Raw genomic sequence first — 18,521 nt, 5'->3', positions numbered from 1 at the left:
TGGGGCCCAAAGCCCGGTCAGGAATATCGCACAGCACAACATGACGGGGATTTTGCCATGACCGGTGACGGTCCTGGCGACTGTTTGGGTGATTGTGCAGAAATGCCTGATCATCAAACAAGCCGCTGGTCATGACGAAAAACGTGACCCTGTCCCAGCCTCTGCCCGTTATGGTCCGCTTGACGGGTTGGCAGTCGCGATGTCGATGATCTGCGCAACGGCAAAAGAACGGTTGCAAGCAGAATGATCCCGTCACGCAGCGGGTTCTGATCAGCGATATAATCCAGATCGCATCCCGTGCGCGCGCTAAGATGATGATGGCAGTCAACCGGGCCCCGCCATCCACGAATTTGTGCCAATCCCGTGATGCCCGGACGCATGGCCAGGCGGGCGTCATAGCCGGGTAGGGACGTGGCAAACAGGGCATGATCGGCGACACTGTGCGGGCGCGGTCCCACCAGTGACATCTCGCCGCGTATCACATTGATCAATTGTGGCAATTCATCCAGCCCGCTTATGCGCAGCCACCCGGTAAACTGGTCTGAAAGCCGGATAATCGGCGCCGATGACCGCCGACAGGTCCGGTCACGCAAGGTGCGGAATTTGAAAATGGTGAACACCGTTGCATGTCTGCCGACACGTTTCTGACGGAAAATCGGGTGGTGGAATCCAAGTCCGATCAGGACTATGGAAATCACAATCATCACTGGTGCCAAGACGATGATCGCCAGCAATGAAATCAACAGATCGCAAAGGCGTTTGAGGCCGTAATGGCGATCGGCATTCACCCGGGAAAAGTCGGACAGGATTTCTGGTTTGTGATTTTCCCCGGTCAACCGCGATGCCCCCACATCTGGATGGTTATGTCAGCTCACATAACTCAGGGTAGATGTATTTTGCCACTGATCAAGTAAATATATTATGGTCTTTGGTTGGTAGGGGGTTGTTTCTATTGGTTTTCCCGTCGCTTATCGCAAAGACGGTATCGATGAAAGGACCGTCTTCATCAATTGCGGCTGGCGGTTGACGCCGGTCTTGGAAAAAATGGTTTTCAAATAGGTTCTGGCCGAACTGTGCGAGATGCCGACAAGTTCCGCTGCCTGATCAAGGGCAAGACCTTCTGCCAGTTTCTGGGTCAGTTTTGCCTCGGACCGGGTCAGACCGAACAGATCCATCAGATCGTCAATCGCGGGTGGTTTTTGCTGTGCGGGATCAACAAGGATCACCATAAAGGTTGATTTGCCATCGGTTTTTTTGGGCACACGCCGGATCAGAACAGACAGTTTTTCGCCGTCACGTTCGATCGCATAGCTTTGATGTTTGCGCGGCGCCATCTTTGCTGGCGGGTTTAGAAAACTTTCCAACCCCTCCGGAACGGGTTCAATGATCAGGCGGCCCTGACTGCCCGAATGAACAAGTGATGATCCGCGCATCAATTCGGCTGCCTGGGCATTCATATGCAAAATCGAAAGGTCGGCATCAACGGCAATCACGCCAAGCTCGAACAGATCAAGGAAATCGGTAGGAAGGGTATCTTCCGCCTGTCCCTGACGGGCTTCGATTTCTGTTTCCAGTCCTTCAAGAATGGTCTGAAGATTGGTCGGCTTGGGATAGAACCGAAATACCCCCAGCTCGTTAACGGCAAGCAAGGCCGACTGCAAATCGGCATATCCGGTCAGGATCACAATCAGCAGATCATGGCGAACGGTGCGCAATTCCGCAGCCAGTTCCAGCCCCGACATGCCCGGCATATGGATATCCAGAACAGCAGCCCCGATTGACGGGTCGGCGGCAATGGCATCGCGTGCCGTTATCGGATCATTGAAATAGACCGCCCCCCATTGGGGCCGCAAGCGCGCAAAGTTGCGCCGATGTGATGACAACAGATGTTCGTCATCATCGACAAAGGCAATCCGCACCGGCGTTTTTTCGGTCATCAAAAGTGCCCTCCACAAATGGGGATATTGGACAATGGCAGTCTGACACTATTCTGCAATCGTTCAAAGCCCCGCCTTTCGTCATATGCGCAAACTCGCCGGGCCAAATAACAAGAATTTCAGGACTTAGAATCATTCCGGAGTTGCCCGTTAATGGATGTGGTCAATACAAAACGCCCCGTCATTCTGATGGTAGATGATGATGAAAAACTGTTGGCAGCGGTGCGGCGCACCCTTGCGACCAGTTTTGAATTTGTCACATTTTCCGACGGGCAAATGGCACTTGACTGGTTGTCGCACAATCGCGAACGCACCGATCTTGTCATTGCCGATCTGATCATGCCGACTCTTGATGGTATCTCCTTCCTGAAACAGGCCGCCCGCATTGCGCCGATGGTCAGCCGCATGATGTTGTCTGGCAATATTTCGACCATTTCCCTGCGCGAAGCCATCAGTCAGGCCATGGTCACGCGTGTATTGGCCAAGCCGGTTTCGGTTTCTGTTTTGAAAGACGCCATTGACCGGGTCATCCAGACCAACAAACCGGCCGAAAAGCCGACATCGCGCGTGACGCCGATGATGGTCAATTCAACGATTGATCAGGCCAAATTTTCCACGGTTCTTCAGCCACGATTTGCGGCAAGTGACCTGGGTCTGTGCGGTGTTGAGGTTCTGTGCCGCATGCCGTCGCTTGAAAAGGATTTCGGGGTTGATGAAATCTTTGAGGCTTGCCGCGATCATCCGGTAATCAACCGGCTGACCAGCCAGCTGATGGCGGTGATGATTGATCAGGCGCCGCGATATCGTGCCTTGCTGGGCGATTCCAGCAACCTTGCGGTCAATATTTCTGCCTATTCGCTCAAAACGCCGGAATTCCTCGATCTTTTGATCCGCTTCTATGAAAAGATGCGCATGCGCGGTGTCGTCGTGACATATGAAATTCCCGAACGTCAGCTGGTTCCGGATGATCAGGAATTACTGGGCAGTGTTTCGCGCCTTCGTGAACGCGGCATTGCGGTACTGATTGATGATTTCGGGTCGGGCAATAATTCGCTTGAACTGTTGCGCCACGAAGTCTTTGCCGGGATCAAGCTGGACCGTGAGCTTGTCCGCGGGATCATGACCGATTTCCTTGACGATGCCTTTGTCGAATGGATCGCGCAGGTCTGCTGGAAAATGGGGCTGTCGATTTCGGCCAAGGGCATCGAAAGCAGTGCGGTTGTCGAAAAACTGCAAGTCTATGGCATCACCGAATTGCAGGGATTCTATCTTGGCAGCCCGGAACCGCTTGATGTCTGGGAAGAAAAGACAGCAACAGCCATGAGCGCGTAAAAGTGCTTGTGTCTTTGACTAAATTCACCTGTTAGTTATTGTTAAATCAACATGCTGTGACCACTCTTTAAGGCATGGTAGGGAGCATGGATATGAATATGAAAAGCTTTGCAAAGGTGTTGACCCTTGTGGTCGCCATGGTGGGCTTCGTTTCTGCGGGGGCATCGGCCGGCGGGTCATTGAAGCTGACAAAACCCGATGGCGAGGTGGTAACGGTTTCCATGGACAAGCTCATGGAAATGCCTGCGGTCGAGTTTTACACATCGACCCCCTGGACAAACGGGGTGCAGAAATTCCAGGGCGTTTCCTTTGACCTGCTGCTTGAGACCTATGGCCTTGATGCCGATATGGTGCGTGTCGCGGCCCTGAATGATTACAGCGTCATTGTCCCGACCAACGTATTGCGAAATGACGGTGCCATTCTGGCCTATCACCTTAATGACGCGGAAATGTCGGTGCGTGAAAAAGGCCCGTTCTGGGTTGTCTTCCCCTATGACAGGGATGTGCGTTTCCAGACAGATACCTATTGGGCATATTCGGTCTGGCAGGTAAAATCTGTTGATGCAAAGAATTAAGGCGTTTTTTTTCAACCGTTCAGGCCGAGCCATGTTCTTTGGACTGGTGCTGTTTGTCGGTTTGTATGCGGTTCTGTCCGGGGCGATCATTCGCCAGCTTGAAGACGAGCGGTTTACCTATCGGGAAAATTTCGTCTGGGCGGTGTTTCAGATCCAGCGCCAGCTTTTCATCATTCAACGCGACATAGAAGCCGCCTTTGGCCGTGCCGGTCTTGATGACCAGGCGGTCGAAGACATCATGCTTGAATATGAAATCATGGTCAGCCGCGTATTTCTGTTGCGCGATGGCGAAGGTTTCCGCGTGCTGTTTTCCGTGCCCGAAGTGGCGGCATCCATAGACGCCCTGCAAAACCGGATCGATGAAGTCGATATCGCTCTGGAAAATGCCCCGGATCCAAGGTCAAAATTACAGGAACTCTATCGGTTGCTCGAACCGATGGGCGAACCGCTGCAACAGGCGGTGGTGCGGACCACGAATTTTGTGTCGGTCTATAACGCCCAGAATATCCAGACCGTGAAGCGCAATATTGAATTTCTGACCTATTTGTTCTTCGTCGGTGTTGTTGCAATGGCGGTGCTGGGGGCATTCATGATCCGTCAGCGCCAACGTGTTTTTGCCGCGGATATTGCCGCCCAGAAAGCCCGACAGGAACAGGAAGTCATCGAAGAGGCCGCCGATTACGCCAAGCTGCATGCTTTGGGGACGCTGGCGGGCGGGGTTGCGCATGAAATCAACACCCCGGCGCAATATATCCAGAACAATCTTGAATTCCTTTCTGACAGCTTTTCGGGTCTTGTCGATGCAGTGCGCCGCCAACAGGCCGACCCGACGGCAAAGGTCGACTTTGACCAAAGCAAAATCGATTTCCTGGTCCAAGAAGTGCCGCTTGCGATCGATGAAAGCATCCAGGGGCTTGAACGGATTGCCGAAATTGTCCGGGGGATTCGCAAATTTGCCCATCCGGCCAATGACGCAATCGAACTGATTTCAATTCCCGAAGAAATCGAAACGGCGGTTACCCTGACCCGTAACCAGGTCAAACATGTTGCCGATCTTGATGTTCATATCCAGTCGGATGTCACCGAGGTCAATGGACGGCGCAACCATCTGTCACAGGCGCTGATCAACCTGATCGTCAATGCATCGCAGGCCATCAAGGAAACCGGCCAGCGGCGGGGACGAATTGATCTGACGGTGACATCGGACGACGACAATGTGTTCATCCGTCTGCGCGACAACGGGTCGGGTGTGCCGGAAGATCTGCGCGATCGCATCTTTGATTATTTCTTTACCACCAAGGAACGCGGTGTCGGCACCGGTCAGGGGCTTCCGATTTGTCGCAAGCTTATCCAGGATGATTTCGGTGGTGATCTGACCCTGTCAGAGGACTATGTCGACGGGGCCGAATTCGTTATCCGCCTGCCCAAAATCAATCCATCCTATAACGCACATTCGCAAAATGATGCCATGCAGGGGCCAAGCGATCTTGGTGCGTTGCTGCGTTAGCCTGCCGAATGGAACATCTGGCCGGGATATGGTTTTTCGATACCGTGCGGCAGGTGATTTTCGATGCAGTTGCGTTCCCAGACCGGCCAGATGTCATCGGCACCGCATCGTGAAATGAACCCGCTGGCCAGGTCATATTTGGCGGCGCGTTTCATTCCGTCCTTGCCAACGATGCGGGCAAAATACTGCGCAGCATAGACAATCAGCAGGGTCCTGGAATTCGGGGTCGGTGCAACTTCGGGCCTGTGATGAAACGCGATCTGTTCAACAACTTCGTGCGGGAAGCCCCAATAGGCGCAAATGGATGCCGATACTGCCGGATGGGCAAATCCCATTTCGGCAACTTCGGCAGAAATAATATCGCATTCATCGCGATCGGCCCGATCACGGCTGGCCTTGTAGCCATCGGGCATCACCCGTTTGATGATGATTTCCCCGATATGACACAAAAGGGCCGCCGCACGGACCTGATCAACCGTTTCAAAGGGCAGGTTTTGCAACCGGGCAATATTGGCAGCCATCTGTCCAAGAACCAGCGGTCGGTGCAGTTCAATGGTCGGCACGTTCGGGTCAAATTTGGCGGGCTGACCCAGTTCTGACCACAGAATGCACAATGCCTTGATCGTCTCGATGCCAAGCAGTTTCACAAGACCGATCAGGCCGGTCTGGCTATCGGCGGCGACAAGTTTTTCCCGTCGCGCCAGATCCCGTGCCAGAAATGTCAGTGCGGGATGATCGGCGGCAAATTCATTAAGCTCATCGCGGCTTTTGGGGCCGGTGAACTGCAATATCGTGTGCAGGCGTTCAAAGGTTGCCGGCCATGCCAGTTCCCTGGGAATCCGTGCCAGAAGATCAACCAGCATCGGATCATGCAAATAGCGCCGCATGACCAGACCGCGCTCAACCGCGTGAATGATGTCGGTATCCTTGCAGGGCTTGGTCAAAAAGTGCTGGGTTGCGGTGGTGCCGTTTTGAATGGCGATTTCGTCGGCATAGCCGGAAAGCAATATGCGGGATGTCTGTGGATAACGGTTGGCAACAATCCGCAGGAATTCGGCCCCGTCCATTTCGGGCATCCGCATGTCGGAAATCACCACATCTGCCTGTTCTTCTGCAAGGCCGATCAGCGCACTTTCAGCACTTTCAAAAAACCGCAGCGACCAGTTCGGCCGTTGGCTCATCATACGGCGACGCAATCCGCGCAACACGTTGGGATCGTCATCAACAAATATGATCGAAATATCTTCGTACATGGTTCGGTCAGACAGATCTGGCTTGGGTTATCATAAAGAACCAACAAACCGCATCTTCGGGATGCAGCCTGTCGGGCCATTCAGTGCGACCTTACTTTGGCTGTTTTATCTGACCTCCAATATCCTCATATGAGGAGCCATAAAAAAACGGGCTGCTATTGTATCAGCAACCCGTTTGATCGGTGCGCTTAAGGGCGGGTCAGATCAGAATTCGTAGCCGATCTTGCGATCGACCGAGAATTTGCCACCACCCTGGATCAGAACCGTCAGGGCAAGCAGACCCCACATCAACGGCATTTCAAAGCCGCCATTGTTCCAGAAGTAACCAGCCGGGATATGGGTTGAAACGGCAACAGCCATGAAAACCAGAACAGCGGCGGCAACCGGACGGGTCAAAAGACCGACTGTCAGCATCAATCCGCCAACAAATTCAAGAAGGCCGATCAGAAGGGCAAAGACAAAGCCCGGGGCAAAGCCGATGCTTTCAAGCCAGCCTGCCGTTCCTTCAAGGCCATAGCCGCCAAAGGCACCAAACAGTTTCTGTGCACCATGCGGAACCATCAAAAGGCCGGTGGTAACACGGATGATCACCGGGGCAAGCGGTTGCAGGGCGGACGTAACATTGCCAATGGCAGGGATGATCGAACGGGGTTTGTCACTGGTAAGCGAGGTCATGATTTTTCTCCTCGGGATGGCAGAGCGCGGTTTTCGCAGCTCAGGCCACCATGTCAAAAACAAGGGCTTCGGCATTGTCGGCATCAGAGAAGACAAGTTCGTCTTCATCCCGGATCGCCGCACCGTCACCGGCAGTAAGGGTTTCGCCATTCACTTTGACCGACCCGCGGGCCACCTGGATCCAGGCGATGCGGCCTTTTTCGATGCTGTGCTGTGCGGTCTCGCCATCGTTAAGGTGCGCAACATACAGATCGACATTCTGGTGAATGGTAATCGAATTCTCGCGGCCATCGCGGCTGCCGATCAGGGTAAGTCCCGATCCCGTATCGCGGCGTGCGATTTCCTTTTCTTCGTAACCGGGTTCGAGTCCGGCGGCTTCGGGAATGATCCAGATTTGCAGGAAATGAACCGGATCGGATTTTGAATGGTTGTATTCCGAATGACGGATGCCGGTGCCAGCCGTCATGCGTTGCAGGCGGCCCGGACGGATCACCGATCCGTTTCCGATGCTGTCCTTGTGTTCAAGGGCGCCATCAAGAACATAGGAAATGATTTCCATATCCTTGTGGCCATGGGTGTCAAAACCGGCACCGGGAATGACACGGTCTTCGTTAATGACGCGAAGCGGTCCCCAGCCCATCCGGTTGGGATCGTAATAATGACCGAAGGAAAAAGTATGGTTGGAATCAAGCCAGCCAAACTGTGCGCGGCCACGGGTGTCTGCATCTACTTTGATCAGCATTTGTCTGTACCTCCATGAGGATGTCTTCTGTTGGAGACAGAATACGATTTTCATAAAACGAGACAATTATCGCAATAATGCCCACAGTGTTGCGTTTAATGCGACAATAAGCCTATCATCGCGTCATATGATGCATCCCCAATCGCAGCTCAGGGATCTTGCCCGTGGATAAAATGGCCAGTTTGCAAAGTTTCATCCGTGTGGTCGAAGAAGGCAGCTTTGCCGCCGCGGCCCGGGCCATCGGGCAGTCGCGATCGCAGGTCAACCGTGCGGTGGTCGCGCTTGAAGATGATCTGGGTGTGCAATTGCTGAACCGCACAACACGTACCGTTTCGGTAACGCCAAGCGGGCAGGCGTTTTATCAGCGGGCCAAGGCCATTCTGACGGATCTGACGGATGCCGAAGACTCCATTCGCGAGAACCCGGAAAAGCCGGCTGGTGACATTCGTATCAATGCACCAATGTCATTTGGCACCCTGCATCTTGGCCCGGCACTTGTCGATTTTGCCCGCATGTATCCAGACATCCGGATCGAATTGGCCTTGAATGATCATTTCATCGATCCGGTTGCCGATGGTTTTGACATGACGGTGCGCATCAGCCGCCCGACCGAAACCCTGGCGCTGATTGATCATGAAATTATTCCGATCCGGCGCGTGATTTGCGCGGCACCCGATTTCTTGCAGAAACATGGTGAACCAACAGATATCCGGGATCTGGCGACTTTGCCCTGTCTGCATTACGGCAATCTTCCGTCAGGTTCGACCTGGAAGCTGACCGGTCCGAACGGGCCGGTTTCGGTTCAGGTCAATGGCGTGTTCTGCTGTAACAATGCCGAAGTTCTGCGTGATGCGGCGGTGGCCGGTCTGGGTTTGGCAGAAATGCCGACTTTCATTGCCGGGCCGGAATTGCAAACCGGGCGTCTGGTGACGGTGTTATGTGATTATACCCCGCCCGAGATTTTTCTTTATTTGCTCTATCCGCCCAGTCGACAGCTTTCATCGCGTATCCGGCTTCTGGTTGATTTCATGTATGACCGGTTTGGCGGCCAGCCGCGCTGGGATCTGGTGCAATAAAACCCAAATCAGAACCGGATTGTTGCGATCCAAAACCTTGCATCCTGCGTACTGGTTACTAGGTTTTTGCATGAACGCATAACGGGACTGGTCGCAATGTCTGATTTCGAAATGCCAACATTGATGATGGTGTCGCACGGTAATAGCGGCAATGGCGGGGACCCGGCAGGGGACCTTGCCCGGTCCGTTGCGGCTGACTGGAACGGACCGGTGTCGCATGGCTATATGCGAAGCAATCCGTCACTGCCCGATCAGCTCGCTTCCCTCAAACGGTCGGGACATGCCGAGCGCCTGATCATTTTCCCGCTGTTTTTCAGTGAAGGGTATCTGGTGTTCGAAGAACTGCCGCGCGATCTTGAGCGTGCCGGATTGGGTGATGCAGTTGTTCTGCCGCCGGCCCTTAATCTTCCGGGCTTTGATGACCTTGTCGCCAGCAAAATCCGGGCAGCCGCCGCCAATCGGCGGTGGCGACTGGATGAAATGTCGGTATTTCTGGTGCCGCATGGCTTGAAAACCCTGACCGCACCATTGCCGGAAACGGTCCGTTTTGCCCGCCAGGTTCAGGGGCTTTGCGCCGGGCCTGAAATCTGCATTGGCAATATCGAAGGCAAACCGTCGCTTGCCGATTGGCGCGACCTTTCCACGCACAAGAAAACCCTGATCATTCCGATGCTGGCTGGTGGTGGCACGCATGCGCGCGAAGACCTGCCCGAATTGATCAATGCCCGCGACGGCGAAGAGATCGAAATTCTCGATCCGATCGGACAATGGCCGGAACTTCCCGGTCTGGTACTTGATGAGGCCGGGCGTCATGTTGCCCGTCTTGCCGGTATGGCGGTGCCGCTGGGGCCGACAGGCGGTGATATCTGGGCCGAACGAATGGCAAGATCCGCCTGACCGCAAAGGTCGCCAGATTAGCCAAGAACAGGTTTGAAGCTTGTTTCCGATGATTTCTTGAGAAGATAGTCGCGAAACAGACGTGCGGCACTGGTCAGGTTGGCATCACCATCATGGGCGATCAGCAACTGGCGCTTGGCCCAGTCATCGGCAATCGGTGCGCCGGCAATATTCATATGGCCGATATATCCCGCAACCGAACTTTTCCGCAAAAAGCCGATCCCAAGGCCTGCGGCAATCATCTGGCGCAGGGACCCGAAACGCACGACCTTGATATGGGGATGCATATCAAGTTTCATTTTCGATGCGGCTTCGGAAATCAGGTCATCAATCACCCCGCCTTCATGCAGGGAAATGATGTCATATTTGGCGGCTTCGGAAAATTTGACCGGTTTGGGGGTGTCTGCATTGGGGATCAGCGGGTGACCTTTGGGGGTCACCACCCAGATCGGATCATCGCAAAACACATCATGGGCCAGATCGCCAAGCGGACTGTTATCGGCCAGGATCGCCAGATCAGCACGCCCTTCACGGACGGCTTCGGCACTTTCGCGCGATGTCAATTCGCGGACATCAACAGTGATGTGGGGGAAATCGCGTTCAAAATCGGCCAGAAATGACGGCAAGCCTGTCAGAATCGCAGACGTCACCGCGGCAAGATAAATCTTGCCCTTTTCGCCGGCATTGAAATCGCGAAGCTCGTTGGAAAGATGGTTCAGATCGCCCAGAAGCTTTTCGCCATAGCGGGCAAAGATCGTGCCTTCTTCGGTCGGTTCGACCCCGCGCGGCAGGCGGCGAAGCAGTTTGACACCCAGCATGGCTTCAAGTTCGCCAATGCGGCGTGACACGGCCGAGGTCGCGATATGTTCGCGCCTTGCGGCTTCATTGATGCTTCCGGCGCGCACGATGGCGACGAAAAGCCGGATGGTCACGATATCAAACTTTTGCATGGAACCGTTGTCGGTGGTTCAGCCCGAAGCGTCAAGAAGTTTGAGGGTGCGGCAGATGTGCAGATCGTCGCACCAACCTCAAACGAAGGCGGCGGATGCCTTAACCTTCAACCTGACGCCATGCCTTGTTCCAGTCCGCAGTCAGTTCTGCGTGGGTTTTGGCCTGGGATGCTTTCATGATTACGGCAACCTGAAGGGCACGAACAAAACTGGTGAACCAGCCGGTGCGGACTTCACGTTCGATGCTGGTTGCGTCTTTGTAAGCAATCGTCGTCATGGCTCTAATCCTTTGCGACATCATCTGTCTTTGCGATGAATTCAGAGATACCAGACACCCTGCTTCGCGACTATTCTCCTTTCACCGCTATCCCGTTCTTGTTTGGAGAACGGTGCTAGTAACTACTTGAAAATAAACATTTATTCGATGTTGCGATGCGCAATAAGTCTTGGGGTTCGCGTGATTTTCGGCTTGGCGCGGGGGTTTTGTGCGCCAAGGTCGCTGCGACTCAGGCAAATCCGTGTTCGGCGGGCCTGTGTGTTTTTCGGGGTGGCAAATATCTGCTATAGCTTGGGAAATTTTCACAATCAGGGTCGCTGATATGACCGATACAATCGATAATCTTGCCTATGAACAGGCCCATGGCAGCGCGGTTCAGGACCATCTCGGATACAGGCTGGTGGAATGGTCTGATGGCCACGCGATCGTCGAACTGGAGATGAAGGATTTTCACCGCAACCGTGTCGGGATCCTGCATGGCGGGATCTTGACCACGCTGATGGATACGGCATCTGGCTATGCGGTGTGTTTTTGCCCGGTTGCGGGGAATGTGCGCAAAACCATGACGCTTTCACTGACCACCAATTTCATTGGTATGGCCAAGGATGGGCTGGTGCGTGTGGTTGCCCGCAAACAGGGCGGGGGTCGCAAGATCGTCTTTACCGAGGCAGTGGCCTATAACGCCGATGGCGAAGTGATCGGGACGGCAACAGGAACATTCAAATATCATCGCGGCAGTGATGACCCCGATGGTGTGCCGCGTGATGCCTGATCGCGATTCCGATCTGTCCATATCATGCAAAAGGGCGCGACCGGTTGATCGCGCCCTTTGTGTTTGTATGAAACCCGAAGATCCTAGTTCGGCATCTGCCACTTGCCATTGACCAGACGCGGGATATTGAGCGGGTTGGCATCCTTGATCGGGGCCGGAAGCAATGCATCCGGGAAGGCCTGATAGGAAACGGGACGGACAAAACGCTTGATGGCAAGGGACCCGACCGAGGTCGAACGCGAATCCGTACTTGCCGGATAAGGACCGCCATGCACCATGGAATGGCAGACCTCAACCCCGGTCGGCCAGCCATTGATCAGAATACGACCAGCACATTTTTCAAGCGCCGGACGCAGGGCATTTGCCAGATCGGCATCGCCATCGACCATGTGGATGGTTGCGGTCAATTGTCCGATCAGTGTCGATGACAGCGCTAACATCTCATCGATGCTGTCGCACTCGACAATGATCCCGGCCGGGCCAAACATTTCCTCAGCCAGTTCCGGGTTGGCTTTCCAGTCGGCGGCCGTGGTGCGGAAGATGGCAGGGCTGCCTTCGAATTTGCCATCAGAGTCGCGACGTTTCAGCGGGCAGGTCACCTTGGCATGTTTGCTCATGGCGTTGGTGACGTCGTGATAGGCGCTTGATACGCGATCAGTCAGCATGGCGGCACCACCGACCTGGCCCAGTTCGGCAGCTGCGGTTTCGATGAATATTTCAAGATCAGCGCCCTTAAGCGCGATCAAAAGACCCGGATTGGTGCAAAACTGGCCCACACCCATGGTCAGCGATCCGACCCAGCCCTTGGCAATATCGGCGGCCTTTTCGTTCATTGCCTTGGGCAGCAGGAAGACCGGGTTGTTTGAACCAAGTTCGCCATAGAACGGGATCGGCTCCGGGCGGGAAACGGCAATGTCAAACAGCGCACGTCCGCCACCGGTCGAACCGGTAAAGCCAACCGCCTTGATCAGCGGATGGGCCACCAGTGCCTGGCCAACCTTGCGCGTGCCACCATGGATCAGGCTGAAGACGCCCTTGGGCATGCCGGTTTTGATGATGGCGGCTTCAATTGCCCGGGCAACCAGTTCGGACGTGCCGGGGTGGGCGGCATGGCCCTTGAAGACCACCGGGCAACCCGCGGCCAGTGCCGATGCGGTATCGCCACCCGCGGTCGAAAAGGCCAGCGGGAAGTTGGATGCGCCAAATACGCCAACCGGACCCAGCGCCTTGTTCATCACGCGGATGTCGGGTTTTGGCAGCGGCTGACGGTCCGGCTGGGCGGTTTCAATGCGGGCTTCGAACCATGACCCTTCTTCGATCCAGTCAGCAAAGAAGCGCAGCTGACCAACCGTGCGGCCGCGCTCACCAGTCAGGCGTGCAGCAGGCAGGGCAGATTCAAGGTTGCCGATTTCGGTAATTGCATCGCCGCGCGCATCGATTTCATCCGCAATGGCGCGCAGGAATTCCGCACGTTTGGTCGGCAGCATGGCGGCGAATTCTTCGGCACAGGCCTGGGCCGCTTCGACTGCCTGATTGACGATTTCCTCGGTGCCGTGCTGGAACTTGGTCGGGAGCTTTTCACCGGTTGACGGATTGTCGGCCTGAAACACGTCCGGGCCATTCAGCCACTCGCCTGCGATGTAATGCTGTCCACTAAGCATGTGGGTCTCCTGTGGGGTTATGTCCTGTGCCGGATGGGCCAGCGCAATGCTTTTTGATCGATCCGATCTGCATGTACCATGTGCAAACAATCGTGCATGGTCAGGCCGGTCAGAACGCCCAAATGGCGCAGCCCTGATAAACTGTGCGCAGCTTAGAGTCCGGGTCGGCAGATGTAAACATCATACAATATGATAATACTGCGACGATCCACCGGAAGCCGCTTTTCGGGGACCTTAGCAGAGCGGACCGAACCAGTCGAATATTTTATACAATCGTTAGAAAATAAAGCTTTGAGATCTGCAAAGCCTTGTAATCGATGGGTCTAATGCAAAAAAGGCGGGGAACTCCCCGCCTTTTTTATTAGTCATACTATTGCTTCGAGAGTTTAGAACGTGCCGTTCAGGCTCAGGAAGAAGTTACGTGGTGCGCCGTAATAGTTGAATGTCGAGGTCGACGCGACACGGCTGTAATATTTCTCATCAAGAACGTTATTGGCATTGAGTGCCAGCGACAGGTTGTCATTGATCTGATAAGCAACGCGGGCATCAACAACGGTGTAGCTTGGCGCTGCAATCGTGTCGTTAAACACCCAGCCATCCGACCATGTGACGCCACCACCAACACTAAGGCCGTCAACGGCACCCTCGTCGAAGGTGTAATCCGTCCAGGATGTAATGTAGTGTTTCGGCGCATAAGTCCGGTAAGAGCTGTCAGACTGACTGCCGATATCCGTGCTGTAGATATAGGTATAACCAACGAAACCTTGCCAGTTATCCATGATCTCGCCGCTCAGTTCTGCTTCGATACCACGGGTACGGATCTGACCTGCGGCGACACTGGCATTGGTATCATTGGGGTCGGTAACCGCGCGGTTTTCATCTTCCATCTGATATGCGGCGATGTAAGAGTTCAGCAGTCCGCCGAAATGTTCGCCTTTGACGCCGATTTCAAACTGTTCACCGGTACGCGGCTCGATCTGTGAACCGGTTGTGGTGGTTTCACTTTGCGGGTCATAAATCGAGGTGTAGCTGAAGTAGGTCGAGAAGTCTTCAGTCAGGTCGTAAACCACACCGGCAAACGGCGTGAACACAGCATCATCAGATGTGTTGCTGTCGCCGTTTGAGCCATTCACCAGGCCTTTTTGAATGGAGTTGTACCAGCTTGTACGGCCACCAAACGAGAAGGTGACGTCATCAAATGTCTGGAGTTTCAGCTTGGCATAGGTACCGAATTCGGTGGAATCCTGATCATAGTCGCTGCGCGTGCTCAAAGAGGTCGGAATGCTGAGCGACGGACTGGAAATGCTTGCAGTACCAAGGTTTGCAAGTTTCTGAACATAGGAAAAGTCGGTGTTTTCGATATCTGCACCGACCGTCAGGGTCTGTTCATAGCCAAACAAATCGAAGTTGTGATTTACATATGCATCCGCAGCAATTGCCTGTTCATCGGATGCCAGATCAAGTGCGCGGTAGGATGCGGTATTTGACGCCGACGCCGTTGAGATCGTGTAGGCGTAGAACGCATTCATGTTTCGGTTTGAGAAACGAAGCGAGAATGCACCTTCTGTATCGTCAGAGAACTGATGTTTCAGATCAAGGTAAACATCATCCATGGTGTTTTCGAAGGTGTTCCAGTCCGCACCGGCAAAGGTTGAACGCGACACATTCAGCAAACTGCCATCGGATGCAGCCGGAAGGCCGTTATGGGGAACCTGGTCCTTGTGCTCATGGGAAAAACCAAGGGACACAAAGGTGTCATCGCTGATATCCGCATCAAAGGTGACATATCCGAGTTCGTTGTTGTTTTCCTCAACATCAACAAAGCTGTCACGATAATCAGCAGACAAAATGGCCCGGGTGCGAACACTGCCATCTTCTGTCAGCGGTACGGAGACGTCGCCCATCGCGCTATAGTGGTTCCATGAACCGTACCCGACCGAACCCGCACCACTGAATTCGTCATTTGCCTGTTTACGGATCAGGTTGATGGTGGCAGATGGCTCGCCTGAGCCGCCATACAGTCCAGCCGGGCCACGCAGAACTTCGATGCGGTCATACATCGCAAGGTTTGGCAGCGTGCCATCGCGACTTGAAAGTGGTACCGAGACACCGTTGGTTTGAACATCTGCGACTTCGTAACCGCGTGAGAACAGGGACGAACGACCAGCAGTATTTTGGGCAACCTGTACGCCAGTGGTGTAACGCATTGCGTCATCAAGATACTGGAAGTTCTGCTGTTCTATGCGTTCGCTGGTGACAACACTTGCCGTCTGCGGCAGTTCGCGAAGTGATTCGTTCCCTTTTGAACCAACGCTTGCCACAGTGGTGGTAAAGCTGCCGGTGCCTTCTGTTGCGGCCGGGTCGCCCGGGTTTGATGTGCCCTGGGCTTCGACAACAACCGGGTCGAGCATGGCGTCGCCGCCGGCAACCAGGGTGACGGAATTGTCGTCGGTGAAGCTGTATTTGACGTCGCTGCCTTCAAGCAATTTTCCAAGTGCTTCGGCTGCGGTCATTTTGCCGTTTACCGCGGTGCTGGTCAGATTTTCGACCTGCGCGGTATCATAGAAAATCTGGATGCCGGTTTGCTGGGCAAATGCCAGAAGCGCATCATTCAGGTTTTGAGATGCAATGGCGAAATCGAAGGTTGCGCTTGCCTGGGCAATTTCGGTCTTGCTGCCGGTCTGGGTGGCTTGTGCAGCCTGTGCATCGACCGGTGCAAACAGCATCATCGCCCCAAGCGACATTGCGGTACCGGCCAGAAGTTGTTTGGCGATGCTGCGCTGTGATGCGCGCATATTATGATGATCGGCAACACGCATTGCCGAGGTTCCCCTTTTGGAGGCCATTTAGCCATCTCCCCTAGGTCTTCACATTAATTGATAATGCAAGTAGGTCGCATTATCTCTGTCCTACAGGAGAAGACGCGCCGGTTTTCCGATCCGGTAAAAATATCCGAAATTTTTTTTGAAAATTTTCAGATACGGAACTTCCAATCCCGGATCCCGTCAGGAAATGGCGGTTTTCTTGGGGTTATTCGACGAGGAATGTCGCAACATGCGGTATGCTGTAGCTTGAAGCACCAAGGCCCTTGCTGATGACATCGACTGCCTGATCGATCTTGTCGATCCGGAACATGCCGCTGACCTCGCGATTGGCAAGATCGCCGCTGGCAATCAGGATCGGACCGCTGGCATAACGATTAAGCGTTCGCGTGACGTCCGAAAGGCGAGCATGGTCAAAAATCAGGAAGCCGTTTTGCCAGCTGGTGCTGGTTGCCAGATTGATCTGTTGTACCGCGATATCCGAAGCCCCGGCGCGGATTGAAATGCGTTCACCCGGTGACAGAACCAGACTGGTATCAGCCTGTGCGACATCGGGGGTTACCATGATCTGATGTTCGATAGCCGTCACGGTCAGATCATGACCGTCGTCGTCATCGCCAAATTCAACATCAAATTTGGTCCCGAGTGCGCGTGTGGTGCTGTTTCCGGCATGGACGACGAAGGGCGGAACCGTGTCGCTTGCCGGGGCGACATCAAAGCTTGCCCGCCCGGAAATCAGGGTGACGGCGCGTTCGGTATCGCTAAATGCAACATCGATTGCCGATGCGGAATCAAGAAGCACGCGACTGCCATCGGCCAGCGTCAGCGTGGTGATTTCCCCATGTGCGGAGCTGTGATCGGCAAAGGATCGCGCCATCAGGTCGGGCAATTCAATGCCGCCAATCACCGCAAGCAAAATGGTCGCGGCGACCGCAACAATATGCCAGCTGCGTTTGGCGGGGCCGGTGCTGGCATCGTTTGCGGCCGGTCCGGGTTGTTTCAGGTCTTCCGGATCAATCAGGGCAAGATCATCCCAGACCGATTGCGCGTTTTCATAGGCCTCGGCACGGGCCGGGGTGCTTTGGATCCATTCGCGGCTTGATGCGTGGCCGGATTGCCGGGCGGCATCGGATGGCGACTGTTTGCCGGTTGTGGCGACAGCATGATCATGGATCACCCACGCGGCTGCGTGTTGGTCCATTTCATCAATTTCGGGTTTGTTTTTGCCCTGTGCCACGAACTGCTTCCTGAATTTCGGTCTGTTTATTATGACGTTTCACATCGTGAAAAACGTACATCTTTTTCATTCGGCCTGATGTTTTTTGAGTTTGGTTACCGCATGGGCCAGCGCAGTTGCCAGATGTTTCTGGACCGTGCTTTCCGACACCGACAGTTTCTGTGCGATTGCGCCATAACTGTAACCTTCAATCCGTCCGAGTACAAAAATTTCCCGGGTGCGCGGCGGCAATTCTGCAATCGCCTGTTGAAGGATTTTCAATCTCCGCCGGTCACCGGTCTGGGTTTCGGCATTCGGGCGATCATCGGCAATCAGCGCCATGGTATCGTGATCTGTGGGATCGGTACGCCGCCGGCGTTGCGCCCGGATATGGTCAATCGCCAGATTGTTGGCCGTTTTGTAGATAAAGGCGCGGCCATCTTCGATGATGATGTCGCTATCGATCCGGAGCAAACGCGCAAAAGTTTCCTGAGTCAGATCTTCGGCAGTATCCGCGCATGACAATTTGCGGGCAAGGAAGCGTCGGACTTCTTCGCCATATTGCCGGAATAATTGCTGGGTGTCGGGCTTGCTCGCCATGGGATCAGTAGCTGTTCAGGGTGATTCCCATGATAATCATTGTGATAATCAATCGCAACTATATTGATCAGGAGATCAAAAACATGGCTGCGTGCCTGTTGCGCCCCGGCCACTAAATCGTAGTCCGTTTGGTGGCGACTGTGCTGATGACAGGTCGAGCCAATAAATCCGCAGCGGTGTTTCGGGCATGTCTTGTGGTGCGTCATCCCAAGTGTGCGGTGATTTGGTC

Annotated in this window: 17 protein-coding genes; 6 read left to right on the top strand and 11 right to left on the bottom strand. The window is 54.3% G+C overall.

The window, feature by feature from the left end; genetic code table 11:
• Positions 1-113: 113 nt before the first annotated feature.
• Both CU041_RS09085 and CU041_RS09080 read right to left on the bottom strand, forming a co-directional pair.
• Entirely contained in the window at positions 114-836 is a 723-nt protein-coding gene (locus CU041_RS09085; protein WP_170310187.1) for a sugar transferase, read from the bottom strand.
• 132 nt (positions 837-968) lie between these two features.
• The gene (locus tag CU041_RS09080; RefSeq protein ID WP_101246592.1) at positions 969-1,937 is read right to left on the bottom strand and encodes a DNA-binding response regulator; all 969 of its coding nucleotides are present in this window, start codon (positions 1,935-1,937) and stop codon (positions 969-971) included.
• 153 nt (positions 1,938-2,090) lie between these two features.
• On the opposite strand from CU041_RS09080, the gene CU041_RS09075 reads away from it, so the two are divergent.
• The 3 genes from CU041_RS09075 to CU041_RS09065 all read left to right on the top strand — a co-directional run bounded on the left by CU041_RS09075 (position 2,091) and on the right by CU041_RS09065 (position 5,351).
• Positions 2,091-3,269 carry an EAL domain-containing response regulator gene (locus tag CU041_RS09075; RefSeq protein WP_101246591.1) on the top strand — a complete coding sequence of 393 codons (1,179 nt, stop codon included), beginning with the start codon at positions 2,091-2,093 and terminating at the stop codon, positions 3,267-3,269.
• A 98-nt stretch (positions 3,270-3,367) separates the two neighbouring features.
• The gene (locus CU041_RS09070; RefSeq protein WP_233433056.1) at positions 3,368-3,844 is read left to right on the top strand and encodes a molybdopterin-dependent oxidoreductase; all 477 of its coding nucleotides are present in this window, start codon (positions 3,368-3,370) and stop codon (positions 3,842-3,844) included.
• A 31-nt stretch (positions 3,845-3,875) separates the two neighbouring features.
• Positions 3,876-5,351 (top strand): sensor histidine kinase, encoded by a 1,476-nt coding sequence (locus tag CU041_RS09065; RefSeq protein WP_101246589.1) that lies wholly within the window; start codon positions 3,876-3,878, stop codon positions 5,349-5,351.
• Here the strand turns inward: CU041_RS09065 and CU041_RS09060 are convergent.
• The 3 genes from CU041_RS09060 to CU041_RS09050 form a co-directional block, all read right to left on the bottom strand.
• Entirely contained in the window at positions 5,348-6,604 is a 1,257-nt protein-coding gene (locus CU041_RS09060) for a response regulator (RefSeq protein ID WP_101246588.1), read from the bottom strand. The two genes, CU041_RS09065 and CU041_RS09060, sit on opposite strands and share 4 nt — an antisense overlap.
• 204 nt (positions 6,605-6,808) lie before the next feature.
• Positions 6,809-7,279 carry a DoxX family protein gene (locus tag CU041_RS09055; protein ID WP_101246587.1) on the bottom strand — a complete coding sequence of 157 codons (471 nt, stop codon included), beginning with the start codon at positions 7,277-7,279 and terminating at the stop codon, positions 6,809-6,811.
• Between the two features lie 40 nt (positions 7,280-7,319).
• Entirely contained in the window at positions 7,320-8,021 is a 702-nt protein-coding gene (locus tag CU041_RS09050; RefSeq protein WP_101246586.1) for a pirin family protein, read from the bottom strand.
• 173 nt (positions 8,022-8,194) lie between these two features.
• Here CU041_RS09050 and CU041_RS09045 point away from each other — a divergent pair, with 173 nt between their 5' ends.
• Positions 8,195-9,097: a LysR family transcriptional regulator gene (locus CU041_RS09045; protein WP_233433089.1), complete on the top strand. Its 903-nt coding sequence runs from the start codon at positions 8,195-8,197 to the stop codon at positions 9,095-9,097.
• A gap of 96 nt (positions 9,098-9,193) precedes the next feature.
• Positions 9,194-9,994 carry a sirohydrochlorin chelatase gene (locus CU041_RS09040; RefSeq protein WP_101246584.1) on the top strand — a complete coding sequence of 267 codons (801 nt, stop codon included), beginning with the start codon at positions 9,194-9,196 and terminating at the stop codon, positions 9,992-9,994.
• A gap of 17 nt (positions 9,995-10,011) precedes the next feature.
• Here CU041_RS09040 and CU041_RS09035 read toward each other — a convergent pair whose 3' ends face one another.
• The gene (locus CU041_RS09035; RefSeq protein ID WP_101246583.1) at positions 10,012-10,944 is read right to left on the bottom strand and encodes a LysR family transcriptional regulator; all 933 of its coding nucleotides are present in this window, start codon (positions 10,942-10,944) and stop codon (positions 10,012-10,014) included.
• Between the two features lie 100 nt (positions 10,945-11,044).
• Positions 11,045-11,221, bottom strand: coding sequence for a hypothetical protein (locus tag CU041_RS20610; RefSeq protein WP_170310186.1), 177 nt, complete (start codon positions 11,219-11,221; stop codon positions 11,045-11,047).
• Positions 11,222-11,543: 322 nt separating this feature from the next.
• Between CU041_RS20610 and CU041_RS09030 the strand changes: the two genes are divergently transcribed.
• Positions 11,544-11,993: a PaaI family thioesterase gene (locus tag CU041_RS09030; RefSeq protein WP_101246582.1), complete on the top strand. Its 450-nt coding sequence runs from the start codon at positions 11,544-11,546 to the stop codon at positions 11,991-11,993.
• Between the two features lie 83 nt (positions 11,994-12,076).
• Here CU041_RS09030 and CU041_RS09025 read toward each other — a convergent pair whose 3' ends face one another.
• The 4 genes from CU041_RS09025 to CU041_RS09010 form a co-directional block, all read right to left on the bottom strand.
• Positions 12,077-13,654 carry an aldehyde dehydrogenase (NADP(+)) gene (locus tag CU041_RS09025; RefSeq protein ID WP_101247007.1) on the bottom strand — a complete coding sequence of 526 codons (1,578 nt, stop codon included), beginning with the start codon at positions 13,652-13,654 and terminating at the stop codon, positions 12,077-12,079.
• Between the two features lie 386 nt (positions 13,655-14,040).
• Complete coding sequence (locus tag CU041_RS09020) at positions 14,041-16,500, bottom strand: TonB-dependent siderophore receptor (RefSeq protein ID WP_101246581.1); 2,460 nt, start codon at positions 16,498-16,500, stop codon at positions 14,041-14,043.
• 184 nt (positions 16,501-16,684) lie between these two features.
• On the bottom strand, positions 16,685-17,713 hold the full coding sequence (locus tag CU041_RS09015; RefSeq protein ID WP_101246580.1) for a FecR family protein: 1,029 nt from the start codon (positions 17,711-17,713) through the stop codon (positions 16,685-16,687).
• 66 nt (positions 17,714-17,779) lie between these two features.
• Positions 17,780-18,292, bottom strand: a complete 513-nt coding sequence (locus CU041_RS09010; protein ID WP_101246579.1) for an RNA polymerase sigma factor — start codon at positions 18,290-18,292, stop codon at positions 17,780-17,782.
• Between the last annotated feature and the right edge of the window lie 229 nt (positions 18,293-18,521).

The organism is Thalassospira povalilytica, from assembly GCF_002844235.1.
GTDB lineage: Bacteria > Pseudomonadota > Alphaproteobacteria > Rhodospirillales > Thalassospiraceae > Thalassospira > Thalassospira povalilytica.
This window is presented reverse-complemented; position numbering and strand designations above follow the sequence as displayed.

What these genes read in the sequence shown, in the direction of transcription:
- CU041_RS09080 (WP_101246592.1), bottom strand. Translation starts at nt 1,937, where the DNA reads ATGACCGAAAAAACGCCGGTGCGGATTGCCTTTGTCGATGATGACGAA.
- CU041_RS09075 (WP_101246591.1), top strand. Translation starts at nt 2,091, where the DNA reads ATGGATGTGGTCAATACAAAACGCCCCGTCATTCTGATGGTAGATGAT.
- CU041_RS09070 (WP_233433056.1), top strand. Translation starts at nt 3,368, where the DNA reads ATGAAAAGCTTTGCAAAGGTGTTGACCCTTGTGGTCGCCATGGTGGGC.
- CU041_RS09065 (WP_101246589.1), top strand. Translation starts at nt 3,876, where the DNA reads ATGTTCTTTGGACTGGTGCTGTTTGTCGGTTTGTATGCGGTTCTGTCC.
- CU041_RS09060 (WP_101246588.1), bottom strand. Translation starts at nt 6,604, where the DNA reads ATGTACGAAGATATTTCGATCATATTTGTTGATGACGATCCCAACGTG.
- CU041_RS09055 (WP_101246587.1), bottom strand. Translation starts at nt 7,279, where the DNA reads ATGACCTCGCTTACCAGTGACAAACCCCGTTCGATCATCCCTGCCATT.
- CU041_RS09050 (WP_101246586.1), bottom strand. Translation starts at nt 8,021, where the DNA reads ATGCTGATCAAAGTAGATGCAGACACCCGTGGCCGCGCACAGTTTGGC.
- CU041_RS09045 (WP_233433089.1), top strand. Translation starts at nt 8,195, where the DNA reads ATGGCCAGTTTGCAAAGTTTCATCCGTGTGGTCGAAGAAGGCAGCTTT.
- CU041_RS09040 (WP_101246584.1), top strand. Translation starts at nt 9,194, where the DNA reads ATGTCTGATTTCGAAATGCCAACATTGATGATGGTGTCGCACGGTAAT.
- CU041_RS09035 (WP_101246583.1), bottom strand. Translation starts at nt 10,944, where the DNA reads ATGCAAAAGTTTGATATCGTGACCATCCGGCTTTTCGTCGCCATCGTG.
- CU041_RS20610 (WP_170310186.1), bottom strand. Translation starts at nt 11,221, where the DNA reads ATGACGACGATTGCTTACAAAGACGCAACCAGCATCGAACGTGAAGTC.
- CU041_RS09030 (WP_101246582.1), top strand. Translation starts at nt 11,544, where the DNA reads ATGACCGATACAATCGATAATCTTGCCTATGAACAGGCCCATGGCAGC.
- CU041_RS09025 (WP_101247007.1), bottom strand. Translation starts at nt 13,654, where the DNA reads ATGCTTAGTGGACAGCATTACATCGCAGGCGAGTGGCTGAATGGCCCG.
- CU041_RS09020 (WP_101246581.1), bottom strand. Translation starts at nt 16,500, where the DNA reads ATGGCCTCCAAAAGGGGAACCTCGGCAATGCGTGTTGCCGATCATCAT.
- CU041_RS09010 (WP_101246579.1), bottom strand. Translation starts at nt 18,292, where the DNA reads ATGGCGAGCAAGCCCGACACCCAGCAATTATTCCGGCAATATGGCGAA.